The sequence below is a fragment of the Cylindrospermopsis raciborskii Cr2010 genome (assembly GCF_003367075.2).
Lineage (GTDB): Bacteria > Cyanobacteriota > Cyanobacteriia > Cyanobacteriales > Nostocaceae > Raphidiopsis > Raphidiopsis raciborskii.
In genome coordinates this window covers 2,934,402-2,948,563 of sequence record NZ_CP065936.1, presented here as the reverse complement: position 1 = coordinate 2,948,563, position 14,162 = coordinate 2,934,402, and the positions used below count along the sequence as shown (strand labels likewise).

Genomic DNA, 14,162 nt, shown 5'->3' with positions numbered 1-14,162 from the left:
AAGGAATTACTCGTCATTGTTTAAATTAACCCTTACCTGGAGACTGTCCGTGGGGGAGACCGGGAATCAATTCTCGGTCTCAAAGCGCAAGTCGGTTAAACCCGACTGGTTTTGTCGTGGGTAATCGTAGGTTGGGTTGAGGCACGAAACCCAACAAACCAACGGGATATATATAAATGCAACTTCAAAGCACCGGTCTAACCCCTGCCAATAACAAAGCGATATGCAGAGCAGCAGTGCCATTTACTACCGCTACAGCATATTTTGCTCCTGTATATTCCGCCAGCATGACCTCAAAGCGATCAACGTATTTACCAACAGACGAAACAAAGGTGGAATCAAGGCAATTTTTGACCAATTCCCACTCATTACCCATAAACTCAGGCTCATGGAGTGGCACAAAAGGATTCGGCTCTCCCAATACAGCTTTTAGCCCGCATAAAAAATTCTGTTCCAGTTTTTCCACTTCCCCAGTGACCCTCAAATGTTGTAGCGATCGCTCTTATACCCTGCCAAATTTGTCGGGTTCATAAACCATTCTGCCGTTTCTGCCAAACCCTGCTTAAATCCCTCACGCCCACCATATAAAGGTTCCCATCCCACAAGCTGTGCTGATTGTCGAGGTCCATAGGTATTAAAAGGACGAATGATTGATATAGGAGTATTAAAAGATTGGTAAGATGGTTTAACATTACAGATTTCGATTACACATCGGGTCAACCGGTTTTGACCCCCTCAACAGCGTTGTTTATATGAATTTATTTCAAATTAAAAGGGCGATTGGGAAGCACTCCCTATGGGCGATCGCCAGTCTGTTTTGCACACACTGCTGTTAACTACCACCCCCGAGGTCTAAATTTATCGTCATTGAGATAGAAGTGTTACTGGCTAAATTATGGTATATGTGAGTTTGTTGTATCTATTATCAGATACCGTTCCAATCCATCCGGTGCCAAATCTTCCCCTTCAGGCCAGCAAATCCCCCCTAGTGTATCTATCTGAGCCTGACGAAAATAACGAGGACTCTTTAGACGCCAGTAACGCTCTCGGGTTTGAATTAATTTTTCCAGGGAAAGCCTCATCTATTGCCCATTTTCAAAGATGACCTGCAAAGGGCGATTGCGAAGCAATCGCTCGTTGTAGACACTGTAACCGATTACACATCCAGTTGATTGCCATTTTGGATATCAACTTGTGGTTTTAGATCATTGGATTTTTCTGCGTCTTTTAACCACGCTTCTAAATCAGAAATCTGTCTAAAATCCAGTAAAGATTCACCCATTGCTTCTAATTGCTCTAGTGATAGTCTGTTTATCCTTTCCACCACAGGTGACTCGATTCCATCAAACTTGTGATTCAGCAACAGTAATATTATCTTTCGCTGTCCTTCTTGTCTTCCTTCTTGTCTTCCACGTTGTTCTCCTCGAAGTTCGCCTTCCTGAAGACCTTCCTGACGACCTTTCTGAAGACCTTCCTGAAGACCTTCCTGAAGACCTTCCTTAAGAATTTCGTTGTACCAGGGCGATTCACGTAATACCGTCATGTCCCACCTCATCATTTGTTGTACTAAAGGGATATCAAATACAAAGCTAGCAAAAAAAGACAACAACGGCTCCAAATCCCCCAACACTTGATTCTTGCGAAGATTGAGTAGAGCCTGACGCAGATTTACCTCACTATTACCCCCCTTCAAAATTGGGACAAACGGTAGCAAGGAAGACAGATTTTGCTCAAACACCGTCTCCGCCTCAATCTCCCACAAATTAATCACCCGATAGTCCTGATAGGCCCTACAACCCATAATTTCGGACTCATAACGGTTGCGAATTATCTCCGTCGGCCCAGGTTGAAGAATATTGACGACCACTGGATAGACTAGTAGCCCATACTTTTCCTCTACTAGAGCAGCATAAGCTCGCATTCTTCGGGGCATCTTAGCATCATGGCGCAGTTGTAGCTCATTCAGTAGAATAAAATCGCCACACTCAGGACTATGGGCCTTGAGCAAAACATCACTTTCCCGCTCGATCCATTGAAGTTCACTGTTAATAATTTCCTGAACTTTGATCGTTTTATCCCCCGTGACCCAACGCCCCCAAGCTTGTGGACTAAGTCCAATTAAACGTTTACCGCCAATATCTGATTTTTTTACCATAAACAATCACACAATGGATTTTTCTGCGTCTTTTAACCATGCTTCTAAATCAGAAACCTGTCTAAAATCCAGTAAAGATTCAACTTCTGCATTTTGCAACAGTTCCTTACCTATCTCCTCTTCATTCGTTCCTAACAACTGTAACAAGGTTACATTAGGACTTAGGTTTTGCCTTTCCCTCAAATCCGTTAGGTAACTCCGCACCCACATTATAACCTGGACTGGGCAAAATCAACAAACCTTGCCACGGGCGATTGCTTCGCAATCGCTCGTTGTAGACACTGTAACCGATTACACATCCAGTTGATTGCCATTTTGGATATCAACTTGTGGTTTTAGATCATTGGATTTTTCTGCGTCTTTTAACCACGCTTCTAAATCAGAAATCTGTCTAAAATCCAGTAAAGATTCACCCATTGCTTCTAATTGCTCTAGTGATAGTCTGTTTATCCTTTCCACCACAGGTGACTCGATTCCATCAAACTTGTGATTCAGCAACAGTAATATTATCTTTCGCTGTCCTTCTTGTCTTCCACGTTGTTCTCCTCGAAGTTCGCCTTCCTGAAGACCTTTCTGAAGACCTTCCTTAAGAATTTCGTTGTACCAGGGCGATTCACGTAATACCGTCATGTCCCACCTCATCATTTGTTGTACTAAAGGGATATCAAATACAAAGCTAGCAAAAAAAGACAACAACGGCTCCAAATCCCCCAACACTTGATTCTTGCGAAGATTGAGTAGAGCCTGACGCAGATTTACCTCACTATTACCCCCCTTCAAAATTGGGACAAACGGTAGCAAGGAAGACAGATTTTGCTCAAACACCGTCTCCGCCTCAATCTCCCACAAATTAATCACCCGATAGTCCTGATAGGCCCTACAACCCATAATTTCGGACTCATAACGGTTGCGAATTATCTCCGTCGGCCCAGGTTGAAGAATATTGACGACCACTGGATAGACTAGTAGCCCATACTTTTCCTCTACTAGAGCAGCATAAGCTCGCATTCTTCGGGGCATCTTAGCATCATGGCGCAGTTGTAGCTCATTCAGTAGAATAAAATCGCCACACTCAGGACTATGGGCCTTGAGCAAAACATCACTTTCCCGCTCGATCCATTGAAGTTCACTGTTAATAATTTCCTGAACTTTGATCGTTTTATCCCCCGTGACCCAACGCCCCCAAGCTTGTGGACTAAGTCCAATTAAACGTTTACCGCCAATATCTGATTTTTTTACCATAAATAATCACACAATGGATTTTTCTGCGTCTTTTAACCATGCTTCTAAATCAGAAATCTTTCTAAAATCCAGTAAAGATTCAGCTTCTGCATTTTGCAACAGTTCCTTACCTATCTCCTCTTCATTCGTTCCTAACAACTGTAACAAGGTTACATTAGGACTTAGGTTTTGCCTTTCCCTCAAATCCGTTAGGTAACTCCGCACCCACATTATAACCTGGACTGGGCAAAATCAACAAACCTTGCCACGGGCGATTGCTTCGCAATCGCTCGTTGTAGACACTGTAACCGATTACACATCCAGTTGATTGCCATTTTGGATATCAACTTGTGGTTTTAGATCATTGGATTTTTCTGCGTCTTTTAACCACGCTTCTAAATCAGAAATCTGTCTAAAATCCAGTAAAGATTCACCCATTGCTTCTAATTGCTCTAGTGATAGTCTGTTTATCCTTTCCACCACAGGTGACTCGATTCCATCAAACTTGTGATTCAGCAACAGTAATATTATCTTTCGCTGTCCTTCTTGTCTTCCTTCTTGTCTTCCTTCTTGTCTTCCTTCTTGTCTTCCTTCCTGAAGACCTTCTTGTCTTCCTTCCTGAAGACCTTTCTGAAGACCTTCCTGAAGACCTTCCTTAAGAATTTCGTTGTACCAGGGCGATTCACGTAATACCGTCATGTCCCACCTCATCATTTGTTGTACTAAAGGGATATCAAATACAAAGCTAGCAAAAAAAGACAACAACGGCTCCAAATCCCCCAACACTTGATTCTTGCGAAGATTGAGTAGAGCCTGACGCAGATTTACCTCACTATTACCCCCCTTCAAAATTGGGACAAACGGTAGCAAGGAAGACAGATTTTGCTCAAACACCGTCTCCGCCTCAATCTCCCACAAATTAATCACCCGATAGTCCTGATAGGCCCTACAACCCATAATTTCGGACTCATAACGGTTGCGAATTATCTCCGTCGGCCCAGGTTGAAGAATATTGACGACCACTGGATAGACTAGTAGCCCATACTTTTCCTCTACTAGAGCAGCATAAGCTCGCATTCTTCGGGGCATCTTAGCATCATGGCGCAGTTGTAGCTCATTCAGTAGAATAAAATCGCCACACTCAGGACTATGGGCCTTGAGCAAAACATCACTTTCCCGCTCGATCCATTGAAGTTCACTGTTAATAATTTCCTGAACTTTGATCGTTTTATCCCCCGTGACCCAACGCCCCCAAGCTTGTGGACTAAGTCCAATTAAACGTTTACCGCCAATATCTGATTTTTTTACCATAAACAATCACACAATGGATTTTTCTGCGTCTTTTAACCATGCTTCTAAATCAGAAACCTGTCTAAAATCCAGTAAAGATTCAACTTCTGCATTTTGCAACAGTTCCTTACCTATCTCCTCTTCATTCGTTCCTAACAACTGTAACAAGGTTACATTAGGACTTAGGTTTTGCCTTTCCCTCAAATCCGTTAGGTAACTCCGCACCCACATTATAACCTGGACTGGGCAAAAAGGCTGATGGCTTATTACACATAGGGTGAGCTGGTTTCTACACCACCCAACATTTGTTTCAAATTAAAAGGGCGATTAGGAAGCACTCCTCACAGGATCTCGCCAAGGAATTACCCGTGATTGTTTGAATTAACCTGCGCCTGGAGACTGTCCGTGGGGGAGACCGGGAATCAATTCCCGGTCTCAAAGCTCAAGTCGGTTGAAAACCGACTGGTTTTGTCGTGGGTAATTATGGTGTATGTGAATTTGTTTCAAATTAAAAGGGCGATTGGGAAGCACTCCCTATGGGCGATCGCCAGTCTGTTTTGCACACACTGCTGTTAACTACCACCCCCGAGGTCTAAATTTATCGTCATTGAGATAGAAGTGTTACTGGCTAAATTATGGTATATGTGAGTTTGTTGTATCTATTATCAGATACCGTTCCAATCCATCCGGTGCCAAATCTTCCCCTTCAGGCCAGCAAATCCCCCCTAGTGTATCTATCTGAGCCTGACGAAAATAACGAGGACTCTTTAGACGCCAGTAACGCTCTCGGGTTTGAATTAATTTTTCCAGGGAAAGCCTCATCTCTTGCCCATTTTCAAAGATGACCTGCAAACGAAAACCATCCAAAGGAACTACCTTTATCGCTTTTAGCCAGGGAGTTTTAATCTGAGAGTTCATGCCATTTCTCCAGTAATTCTACTTGATTATTCAGTATATTTTATTCCCAATAGTTGGAATACTCGCAGTTGATTTTCATATCTGTCGAAAATGATATAGTAAGGTGAGCGCAAATACTGCTCATAAGTTTGCCATTTTGTTGGGGGTTTATTGGCACTTCTTAATGTTTTTCCTAAATCTTCCCCTTCTGTACCTGGTGATAATAATTCCACTATTAAAAATGGAGCGAATCCTTCTTGCCAAATTACGTAACTCAACCGCATATCTTCCGGATCTGTCCCACCCGTCGCTCCGACAACTCCCCCAGTCGCCGAGTTAGTTGGCGAATCACCATGGCGATCGCCTGTTCCTGACGACCTTCCTGGAGACCTTCCTCAAGACACTCCGTTCGAATCTCTTGATAAAAACGAGACTGGGTAATATCCGTTTGTTTCAAATCCAGCAACTGCATAATCATCTCCTTCGTCAAATCTGGGAACTTATTTGCTAGTATAGTCTCTAGCAAGGAAGACAGATTTTGCTCAAACACCGTCTCCCCCTCAATCTCCCACAAATTAATCACCCGATAGTCCTGATAGGCCCTACAACCCATAATTTCGGACTCATAACAGGAGATCGCAAAGCTCAAGTCGGTTTCAACCGACTGGTTTTGTCGTGAATAATCGTAGGTTGGGTTGAGGCACGAAACCCAACAAACCAACTGTATATGTATAAATGCGATTGCTAAGCACTCCATACAGGAGATCGCAAAGCTCAAGTCGGTTGAAACCGAGTGGTTTTGTCGTGAATAGTCGTAGGTTGGGTTGAGGCACGAAACCCAACAAACCAACTGTATATGTATAAATGCGATTGCTAAGCACTCCATACAGGAGATCGCAAAGCTCAAGTCGGTTGAAACCGAGTGGTTTTGTCGTGAATAGTCGTAGGTTGGGTTGAGGCACGAAACCCAACAAACCAACTGTATATGTATAAATGCGATTGCTAAGCACTCCATACAGAAGATCGCAAAGCTCAAGTGGGTTAAACCCGACTGGTTTTGTCGTGGGTGATTATTGGTTATAGGTTAAAATTGAGACAGAAAAACCCTGCCACTCGACTCTCGTAGCTGTGGGTGAGTCTGGTTGGTATGAACCGAGATCATATTGAGTAGAGCCTGACGCAGATTTACCTCACTATTACCCCCCTTCAAAATTGGGACAAACGGTAGCAAGGAAGAAGGAATTACCGCTGTTGTCGCAGAAGTTCTGCCTGCTGGTTAGCCCAAGCATAAAAGTCCGCCTCATAATCGACAATTCGCATTGTGTATACCTCAAAAATAGGAGGGGTTGAGAAAACCCACCATCTGTACTTTGTACTTACAAATTAATTCCTTGTTCTGCTATTAATTGTCTTAGTTTAGCTAATTCTGCTTCCGCTAAATCTGCCCGCTGTTTTTCTTGTTTTGCCAGTTGGGTTGCTCTTTCTTCTGGAGTAGGCAACCAATTATTATCTTTATCATACCAACGCAACCATTGTCTGGTTAGTCCTTGATATTCTCCAACCCATAATCCTAAACCCAATTCAGCTTCTTCTAGCCATATTCCTAATCCATTAATAGATAGCGGTTGATAACGGTTCATTACTAAACCAAAACAGTGAAATTCGTTGGTATAACGGTTATAGACAAAATAATAGGGGATTCTTAGAATTTGCTCATATACTGTCCATTTATTAGGGGGTTGATTAACTTCTCGTAAATTTTTACCTAGGTCTTCCTTTTCCGTTCCTGGTGATATTAGTTCTACCACAACAAATGGATATGTTCCTTCACACCAAGTAACATAACTTAATCTTAGTTCTGTTTGTTCATAAAAACGGGATACACCTAAAACTGCAAACCAATCAGGGCGTTTATACCATTGTGTATGCTTACTGTCATAGTATAAATTTAAGTCACTACCTATGAATACATTATCTTTTGGATAAGAAGGTGGACAAAAGGTGCTACGCAATAATTCTGGTTGTAAAAGGTGAAATTCGTCTGGCAAGCCTGGTTCCTCCGGATATTCGCTAGGTAGGTCATACATTGTTGGTAATGTTTCTTGAGGAGGTAATGGCTCATAGCTGGGTTTGCTATACACATCACTTTGATACATTATTAAACATCTCCTGTATTTAATCGCTGTTCCCAAGATTGAATTATATACTTGTCTCTTTAACCATAGTATCTTAAAGCATAACCGCCGATCAATAAATACTCAACCTGTCTTCCCACACCTGGAGACTGTCCCTGGGGGAGACAAGGAATCAATTCCCTGTCTCAAAGCCTAATTCGGTTTTCAAGCGACTTGTTCTGTCGTAGATGATTTGTGGGCTGGGTTAAGATAAACCATACTGGTCTATCTTAGCTTATTCTCAATGCGGTTAAATGAAGTTACGCTTGCTGCGACTGAAAACGAACCCGACTTCATGAAGGGTTTTCCCTCCAGCTTTTGTGGTGGCGGATTTTATTCATCCAAACTTACACCCAGAGCTGCCAATTTTTCAGCTAATTTGTCCGCCCGTAGTTTTTCCTGTTCTGCTCGTTGCTTTTCCTGTTCTGCTCGTAGTTTTTCCTGTTCTGCTCGTAGTTTCTCCTGTTCTGCTCGTAGTTTTTCCTGTTCTGCTGTTTCAGCTAAAGTAGCTATCCAATCACCATCTTCATTATACCAACGTAGCCATAAACCTTCTATACCTTGATATTTTCCTGACCAAACTCCTACCCCCAATTTTAGCTCAGGAAACCAGAATTTTGACTCTGTCAGTTCCACCGCTTGATATTTTATTCCCAATAGTTGGAATACTCGCAGTTGATTTTCATATCTGTCGAAAATGATATAGTAAGGTGAGCGCAAATACTGCTCATAAGTTTGCCATTTTGTTGGGGGTTTATTGGCACTTCTTAATGTTTTTCCTAAATCTTCCCCTTCTGTACCTGGTGATAATAATTCCACTATTAAAAATGGAGCGAATCCTTCTTGCCAAATTACATAACTCAACCGCATATCTTGCTGGGTTTCAGAAGCGGGTGCGCCTAATACTAAAAACCAATCTGGTCTTTTATACCATGAAAAATGATGCACATCATAGTACAAGTTTAAATCTGTACCAATAAACATTTCCTCTCGGGGATAAACTGAAGATTGGCAAGTTTCACGCAATAATTGGGGTTGAAAGTCATGAAATTCGTCTGGCAAACCTGGTTCCTCCGGATTTTCACTGGGTAGGTCATACATGGTGGGCAAGGTTTCCCAGGGTGGACGGGGATGAATTGTAGAGTCTAATTCTTCATCAATATCCTTATCAATATCCTGACTGGGTAAATCCGTGGATATGGTTTTTAGTGGAGGTGCTTCACTTTGATACATGATTCATTATCTCCTTATTTAGAACTCTTGTGTAGACTTTGTATGTATGGTCTCTACAAAATTTCTATGGTCGTTATCAACACTATACTGTATTATACCGTAGGTTGAGTTTAATAACCCAACATTTGTACACCTGATAATTACCACATTTTTTTGAGTCACACATTAAGCGATCGCATTTTATTTTAACTTGAATCAAGTTGGTTTCTACCCCACTCAACTACTGAGGTTGTTTATGTAAGTTTATTGGCGATCGCACATTTCAAAGATTCAACTGCTTCATTCATCGCACGGTGTCCATTGATTGTGGGAACATCATCTGGGTCAGTTTTGCCAAAATTGAGTTAATTGGGGGTAGTGGATATTCATTAAGGTCTATAGTTACGGTTTGCTCCTGTAATTTGAGAAATCGCCACACTGTGCCAGTGGTTACGACACCATAAATGCAACTGATGGTACTGTTGCGCTCTGTATTAAACTTCCAAGCGGCAACCATTTCAGCAATACACTGCCCTAATCCCCCTTTGAGATTTTCCTTTTTCGCTTCCACCACCATTGTTACAGGAGCAGTAACATACAACTGCTCGGCGGATTGGCTCAAAATGTAATCACAAACCCCATTTAAACCTAAATCGGCATCAACGTTAAATTCTTCCCCAGAAAAAAAGCTAATACTGGGTAAGGTTTCTTTGATTGCTAACAAAACAGGGCAAATAATTAATTCAGAACGGGCTTTTTCGGTATTCAGCGCAATGGCGAGTTGTAAATTTTTAGTAATAAATTCCTCAAGATAAGGACTGAGGGTGACAGTTTGAGTTGCATTGAGAAATGCCCCACTTTCAATCAAGGTGAGTCCAAAATCTTCCACAACTTTAGGGATTGTAAACTGGCTATATGGCATAAGTAAAATTCCACAATCAAAAATCTTTCTCTGACTTAATTAGACTCACAAATACACTAATAATTTTTTCTGGTTGATTTATATAGTACTCATCTAAATCAACTACTACTAGATTACCAGTTAATTGCAAGAACACCCACTGATTACCATTGGTAACACAACCATAAATATTTTCCACATTATTTCCCTCCGATTGATTTAATTGGGCAGCAGCAATCATTTCCGCAATACATTGAGCGAATCCTTGTTTAAGATTATCATTTTTCGCTTCCACCAAAGCAATCACAGGAGCTGTTACATATAACTGTTGAGATGATAACCCAATTAAAAAATCACAAAATCCATTTAAACCCTGCTCAATATTAACATTAAAATCAATTCCTGAAAATAAACTAATTTTATTATTTAATAATCTTCTTACTTCAATCAAAACGGGCGCAATAATCATTTCTGATTTAGCTTTTTCTGTACCAATTGCTTGCGCTAAGGGAATATTATTTTGTAAGTATTTGATAAAAAAATCATCAACTCTTAACTGGTCAAAGGCCGTAAAAACATTTGTTCTTTCTTCAATGTTAATGCCAAATATTTTTGTGATTCTTTCTAGAGTAAAGTCACTATAAGCCATTTTTTATAACCCTTTTTTTAGAATGAAATAGCCCTCACATTAGCCTAACACTGAAGTCTTGCTGCTTAATCTGTGCTAGGGTTAAATATAACCAAGGGCGTTTATACCATTGTGTATGCTTACTGTCATAGTATAAATTTAATTCACTACCTATGAATACATTATCTTTTGGATAAGAATGTGGACAAAAGGTGCTACGCAATAATTCTGGTTGTAAAAGGTGAAATTCGTCTGGCAAGCCTGGTTCCTCCGGATATTCGCTAGGTAGCTCATACATTGTTGGTAATGTTTCTTGAGGAGGTAAGGGCTCATAGCTGGGTTTGCTATACACATCACTTTGATACATTATTAAACATCTCCTGTATTTAATCGCCGTTACCAAGATTCAATTATCTGCTTGTCTCTTCTAAGGAAATTGTAACATCCTAGCGAGGATAATGTTCACGCATTTTTATTAAATCAGAATACTGTGAGAAAAATCTAGAGGAAATCGGTTAACCTATGGTAAAAATAGATCACTGAGCAATTGTTCTGGACTGTAGGGGCAATCTTCAGGATAGTTAGACAGGCCCGTTTCTCTCTCGGCACTTATTACTGCTAAAGGATAGGCTGACAAAATAATCTCCGCCACCATGGGTTTTAAACTGGGGTTTTCTTGTAAAAGCTTGCCTAGTCGTAGGCGCTGTTCTTGGATAGTTAACTGGCAACTTCGAGATCTGAAATTGGGCTGATATTGCCACTTTAGCAGATGCATGATGAGCACCTCTAAGCGACTGGCAAGCTGACGTTTTTCTGAACGACCCATTGCTTCGATTTCTTCAGCGAGATTCATCCAGTCTAAATGATTTCCTTGCTGTTGTCGCAGAAGTTCTGCCTGCTGGTTAGCCCAAGCATAAAAGTCCGCCTCATAATCGACAATTCGCATTGTGTATACCTCAAAAATAAGAGGGGTTGAGAAAACCCACTATCCGTACTTACAAATTAATTCCTTGTTTTGCTAGTTACTTAATACTTGATTAACACTTTCAGAAAAAATAAAATCAATTACTCCCATTAATTCTAGTAAGTTTTCTAAAACATAATATTTGATATTTTTAGTAAAAATATCGTTCTGTAATTGTCCAAATTCCCAAAGTTTACCATTAGAAACAACACCAAATATTTTATGTTGTTGATTATTGTTTAGTTTTTGTGCTGCAATTAATTCAGCTAAACATTGTCCCCAGCCTTCATCAAAGTTATCTTTTTTGGCTTCAACTAAAATTAAGTAGGGTTGATATAATATCACTTTTCCTCTAGGAGAACGTTGAGCAATAATATAATCAGGCGTTCCTGATAACTTTTCATCATAATTTAAAGCCTGATGACTCCAAAGTAACAATTTATCTTTGTATTTGAGCCAAATTTCTACTAAAATTGGAGAAATAATATTTTCACAGATAGCATATTCTGAATTAAATACTACTCCCTCTTTGAGTATTAATTGTAATCGCTCAATGAAGTAAGGACTAATTTCGGAGACATTTTCTTTGATGAAAGTTTCCTCTTGATATATCAGAGGAAACTCATTTAAAACATCTGCAATACTTTTATAGTTATTAAAGGACATTATTCACCTTTCGCAACTAAATAATTTAGATTTTTTAATGGTAGCATTATTCTGAGATTTATTATAAATCAAGAGAGCGATTGGGAAGCGAAGACAGGGAATGAATTGTCTCAAAGCCTAATTCGGTTTTCAACCGACTGGTTTTATCGTGAGTGATTATATTTATCTTAATTTATTCCCAATCTGCTTGGATGAGGTTACGTTTGCTGCGACTGAAAACCAAGCCTACTTCATGAACGGTTTTACCTGGTTCTCCTCTATACTTTTGTGCATAGTTACATTCCCGTATTTGCTTTAGGGCTAGGTTCTCTTTTACGTTCTCCCCATCTACTACTTTGATTTCTATCACGTAAATATGATTACCCAAGATGGCTGTTATGTCCGCTTGACCGTAATTGGTGATATCTTCGGGAATGATGCGCGCATTTAAGGAACTCAGGAAAGCATATAGCACAGAAGCGTAGTAGCCCTCGAAATTAGCCAGGTTATTGTTGGTAAAATTACGCCAAGGGATAGAAGCAAACAGGCTTCTTACTGTGTCTATAAATCTACTAACATCACCTTGAAATAAGTTTTCATACAAGGGTCTCTGAATACCCAATTTCTCTTCAACGAAGTCAGTGTAGGCGTTGACTAATTGATCTCCCAAGGCGACTTTCACTTCCTGGTTGGGAATTTTCAGTCGGAACATGTAACGTTCCATAGCAGTAAAGGTGCTCTCAATGGTCAAATACCCAGATTGAAATAACAGGGTGACTGGATTAATTCGTTCTATTTCAAAGGACTTTAAAATCTCTTCGGTTACTTCTAGATGCTCTAATTTGGGGAGGAAGTAGCAGTTGGTCTGAAATAGCTTAATTAAGAAGGTGGGGTTTCCTGTCTCAAACCAGTAGTTGCCATACTCCATTCCCTCACGGATAAACAGTAAGATATCGTAGGGGTTATAAACGGAATCGCCACGCCACGAGTATCCATTATACCAGAGGCGCAGTTTATCCCAGTCTACCCCTTGCAAGTGCTGGGCAAAGGTTTGCTCCAAATCTTCCTGGGTGTACCCACAAATGGTGGAAAAATCCCTACTGATGGTAATGTCCGTGAGTTGATTTAACCCGCTAAAAAGGCTGACTTTGGAGAATTTGGTGACTCCAGTCATGAAGATGAACTGGATGTTGGCATCCTGTTGCTTGAGAACCGAGTATAGGTTCTTGAGTCCCTCTCTCATTTCAGCAGCAATAGGCGGGTTGTCGATGTTGTCTAGGATGGGTTTATCGTATTCATCCACCAGCACCACCGCACGTTCTCCATATTTTGCCATGGCCTTACGAATCAAAGTTCCTAATTTTCCTGGTATATCAATTGACTCGTAGGACACACCCAGATACTCCGCATTGTCGTGTAAAATATCCAGTATGCGCAGATCCAGTTCTTGTCGGTTTTTTAATACCCCACCAGCAAAGTCTATTTTAATCACTGGGAATTTTCTACTCCAGTCCCATTGATCATGGATATAAAGCCCCTCAAATAATTTTTGATTCCCCTCAAAAATCTCCTTGAGGGTATCTATAAACAAACTTTTGCCGAAACGTCGAGGACGAGATAGAAAGAAGCGTCCAGGAATGCGTATCAGACGGTGAGCTATTTCGGTTTTGTCCACATAGACACAATTGTTTTCCCGTAGCATACTCAGGGTGTTGATTCCCAACGGGAGATTTTTGGGGTTCATACTAATGCTTATTATCCTAACTCTAGTTTATCTCTAATTCAATCACCGGGGTTATTTATGTGAATTTATTTTAAATTAAAAGTGATTGCGAAGCACTCCTTATGGGATTAACTATAATTGTTTGAATTAACCCACATCTGGAGACTGTCCGTGGGAGAGCTTCGTAGGTTGGGTTGAGGAACGAAACCCAACAAACCCACAGGATATATATAAACGCGATTGCAAAGGATTACCCGTGATTTAGTTGAATTAACCCCTACCTGGAGACTGTTCGTGGGAGAGCTTCGTAGGTTGGGTTGAGGAACGAAACCCAACAAACCCACAGGATATA

Annotated in this window: 18 protein-coding genes and 2 pseudogenes; all 20 read right to left on the bottom strand. The window is 40.7% G+C overall.

Annotation, left to right across the window (positions count from 1 at the left end; all coding sequences use genetic code 11):
- Positions 1-184: 184 nt before the first annotated feature.
- Complete coding sequence (locus C6N34_RS13430; RefSeq protein ID WP_236107089.1) at positions 185-466, bottom strand: DegT/DnrJ/EryC1/StrS family aminotransferase; 282 nt, start codon at positions 464-466, stop codon at positions 185-187.
- A gap of 14 nt (positions 467-480) precedes the next feature.
- Positions 481-720, bottom strand: a complete 240-nt coding sequence (locus C6N34_RS13425; RefSeq protein WP_057176835.1) for a hypothetical protein — start codon at positions 718-720, stop codon at positions 481-483.
- A 173-nt stretch (positions 721-893) separates the two neighbouring features.
- Complete coding sequence (locus C6N34_RS17245; protein WP_187707327.1) at positions 894-1,082, bottom strand: DUF2442 domain-containing protein; 189 nt, start codon at positions 1,080-1,082, stop codon at positions 894-896.
- Between the two features lie 74 nt (positions 1,083-1,156).
- Positions 1,157-2,155: a DUF4351 domain-containing protein gene (locus C6N34_RS13420; protein WP_141304008.1), complete on the bottom strand. Its 999-nt coding sequence runs from the start codon at positions 2,153-2,155 to the stop codon at positions 1,157-1,159.
- Between the two features lie 6 nt (positions 2,156-2,161).
- Positions 2,162-2,365, bottom strand: a complete 204-nt coding sequence (locus C6N34_RS13415) for a hypothetical protein (protein ID WP_141304012.1) — start codon at positions 2,363-2,365, stop codon at positions 2,162-2,164.
- Between the two features lie 81 nt (positions 2,366-2,446).
- Complete coding sequence (locus C6N34_RS13410; RefSeq protein ID WP_236107087.1) at positions 2,447-3,397, bottom strand: DUF4351 domain-containing protein; 951 nt, start codon at positions 3,395-3,397, stop codon at positions 2,447-2,449.
- 6 nt (positions 3,398-3,403) lie between these two features.
- Entirely contained in the window at positions 3,404-3,607 is a 204-nt protein-coding gene (locus C6N34_RS13405) for a hypothetical protein (RefSeq protein WP_236107085.1), read from the bottom strand.
- Positions 3,608-3,688: 81 nt separating this feature from the next.
- Positions 3,689-4,687: an Rpn family recombination-promoting nuclease/putative transposase gene (locus C6N34_RS13400; RefSeq protein ID WP_236107083.1), complete on the bottom strand. Its 999-nt coding sequence runs from the start codon at positions 4,685-4,687 to the stop codon at positions 3,689-3,691.
- A 6-nt stretch (positions 4,688-4,693) separates the two neighbouring features.
- Complete coding sequence (locus C6N34_RS13395) at positions 4,694-4,897, bottom strand: hypothetical protein (protein ID WP_141304012.1); 204 nt, start codon at positions 4,895-4,897, stop codon at positions 4,694-4,696.
- 402 nt (positions 4,898-5,299) lie between these two features.
- Positions 5,300-5,584 (bottom strand): DUF2442 domain-containing protein, encoded by a 285-nt coding sequence (locus tag C6N34_RS13390; RefSeq protein ID WP_006277523.1) that lies wholly within the window; start codon positions 5,582-5,584, stop codon positions 5,300-5,302.
- Positions 5,585-5,619: 35 nt separating this feature from the next.
- A pseudogene (locus C6N34_RS13385) lies at positions 5,620-5,853 on the bottom strand (Uma2 family endonuclease); the annotation flags it as partial.
- Positions 5,838-5,918 (bottom strand): hypothetical protein, encoded by an 81-nt coding sequence (locus tag C6N34_RS13380; protein ID WP_235528920.1) that lies wholly within the window; start codon positions 5,916-5,918, stop codon positions 5,838-5,840. The gene C6N34_RS13380 and the pseudogene C6N34_RS13385, both read right to left, overlap by 16 nt.
- A gap of 1,021 nt (positions 5,919-6,939) precedes the next feature.
- Complete coding sequence (locus C6N34_RS13375; RefSeq protein ID WP_096547345.1) at positions 6,940-7,719, bottom strand: Uma2 family endonuclease; 780 nt, start codon at positions 7,717-7,719, stop codon at positions 6,940-6,942.
- Positions 7,720-8,070: 351 nt separating this feature from the next.
- Positions 8,071-8,970, bottom strand: coding sequence for a Uma2 family endonuclease (locus tag C6N34_RS13370; protein WP_115538214.1), 900 nt, complete (start codon positions 8,968-8,970; stop codon positions 8,071-8,073).
- A 283-nt stretch (positions 8,971-9,253) separates the two neighbouring features.
- Positions 9,254-9,871, bottom strand: coding sequence for a hypothetical protein (locus C6N34_RS13365; protein ID WP_057176827.1), 618 nt, complete (start codon positions 9,869-9,871; stop codon positions 9,254-9,256).
- Between the two features lie 16 nt (positions 9,872-9,887).
- Positions 9,888-10,499, bottom strand: a complete 612-nt coding sequence (locus C6N34_RS13360; protein ID WP_057176826.1) for a hypothetical protein — start codon at positions 10,497-10,499, stop codon at positions 9,888-9,890.
- 94 nt (positions 10,500-10,593) lie between these two features.
- Positions 10,594-10,845, bottom strand: a pseudogene (locus C6N34_RS13355) (Uma2 family endonuclease); the annotation flags it as partial.
- Positions 10,846-10,998: 153 nt separating this feature from the next.
- Complete coding sequence (locus tag C6N34_RS13350) at positions 10,999-11,424, bottom strand: DUF29 domain-containing protein (protein ID WP_115538213.1); 426 nt, start codon at positions 11,422-11,424, stop codon at positions 10,999-11,001.
- A 72-nt stretch (positions 11,425-11,496) separates the two neighbouring features.
- On the bottom strand, positions 11,497-12,108 hold the full coding sequence (locus C6N34_RS13345; protein ID WP_115538212.1) for a hypothetical protein: 612 nt from the start codon (positions 12,106-12,108) through the stop codon (positions 11,497-11,499).
- Between the two features lie 172 nt (positions 12,109-12,280).
- Positions 12,281-13,831, bottom strand: coding sequence for an ATP-binding protein (locus C6N34_RS13340; protein ID WP_236107081.1), 1,551 nt, complete (start codon positions 13,829-13,831; stop codon positions 12,281-12,283).
- Positions 13,832-14,162: the final 331 nt, after the last annotated feature.

What these genes read in the sequence shown, in the direction of transcription:
- C6N34_RS13410 (WP_236107087.1), bottom strand. Translation starts at nt 3,397, where the DNA reads ATGGTAAAAAAATCAGATATTGGCGGTAAACGTTTAATTGGACTTAGT.
- C6N34_RS13375 (WP_096547345.1), bottom strand. Translation starts at nt 7,719, where the DNA reads ATGTATCAAAGTGATGTGTATAGCAAACCCAGCTATGAGCCATTACCT.
- C6N34_RS13420 (WP_141304008.1), bottom strand. Translation starts at nt 2,155, where the DNA reads ATGGTAAAAAAATCAGATATTGGCGGTAAACGTTTAATTGGACTTAGT.
- C6N34_RS13390 (WP_006277523.1), bottom strand. Translation starts at nt 5,584, where the DNA reads ATGAACTCTCAGATTAAAACTCCCTGGCTAAAAGCGATAAAGGTAGTT.
- C6N34_RS13395 (WP_141304012.1), bottom strand. Translation starts at nt 4,897, where the DNA reads ATGTGGGTGCGGAGTTACCTAACGGATTTGAGGGAAAGGCAAAACCTA.
- C6N34_RS13340 (WP_236107081.1), bottom strand. Translation starts at nt 13,831, where the DNA reads ATGAACCCCAAAAATCTCCCGTTGGGAATCAACACCCTGAGTATGCTA.
- C6N34_RS13365 (WP_057176827.1), bottom strand. Translation starts at nt 9,871, where the DNA reads ATGCCATATAGCCAGTTTACAATCCCTAAAGTTGTGGAAGATTTTGGA.
- C6N34_RS13350 (WP_115538213.1), bottom strand. Translation starts at nt 11,424, where the DNA reads ATGCGAATTGTCGATTATGAGGCGGACTTTTATGCTTGGGCTAACCAG.
- C6N34_RS13415 (WP_141304012.1), bottom strand. Translation starts at nt 2,365, where the DNA reads ATGTGGGTGCGGAGTTACCTAACGGATTTGAGGGAAAGGCAAAACCTA.
- C6N34_RS17245 (WP_187707327.1), bottom strand. Translation starts at nt 1,082, where the DNA reads ATGAGGCTTTCCCTGGAAAAATTAATTCAAACCCGAGAGCGTTACTGG.
- C6N34_RS13345 (WP_115538212.1), bottom strand. Translation starts at nt 12,108, where the DNA reads ATGTCCTTTAATAACTATAAAAGTATTGCAGATGTTTTAAATGAGTTT.
- C6N34_RS13380 (WP_235528920.1), bottom strand. Translation starts at nt 5,918, where the DNA reads ATGGTGATTCGCCAACTAACTCGGCGACTGGGGGAGTTGTCGGAGCGA.
- C6N34_RS13360 (WP_057176826.1), bottom strand. Translation starts at nt 10,499, where the DNA reads ATGGCTTATAGTGACTTTACTCTAGAAAGAATCACAAAAATATTTGGC.
- C6N34_RS13400 (WP_236107083.1), bottom strand. Translation starts at nt 4,687, where the DNA reads ATGGTAAAAAAATCAGATATTGGCGGTAAACGTTTAATTGGACTTAGT.
- C6N34_RS13405 (WP_236107085.1), bottom strand. Translation starts at nt 3,607, where the DNA reads ATGTGGGTGCGGAGTTACCTAACGGATTTGAGGGAAAGGCAAAACCTA.
- C6N34_RS13370 (WP_115538214.1), bottom strand. Translation starts at nt 8,970, where the DNA reads ATGTATCAAAGTGAAGCACCTCCACTAAAAACCATATCCACGGATTTA.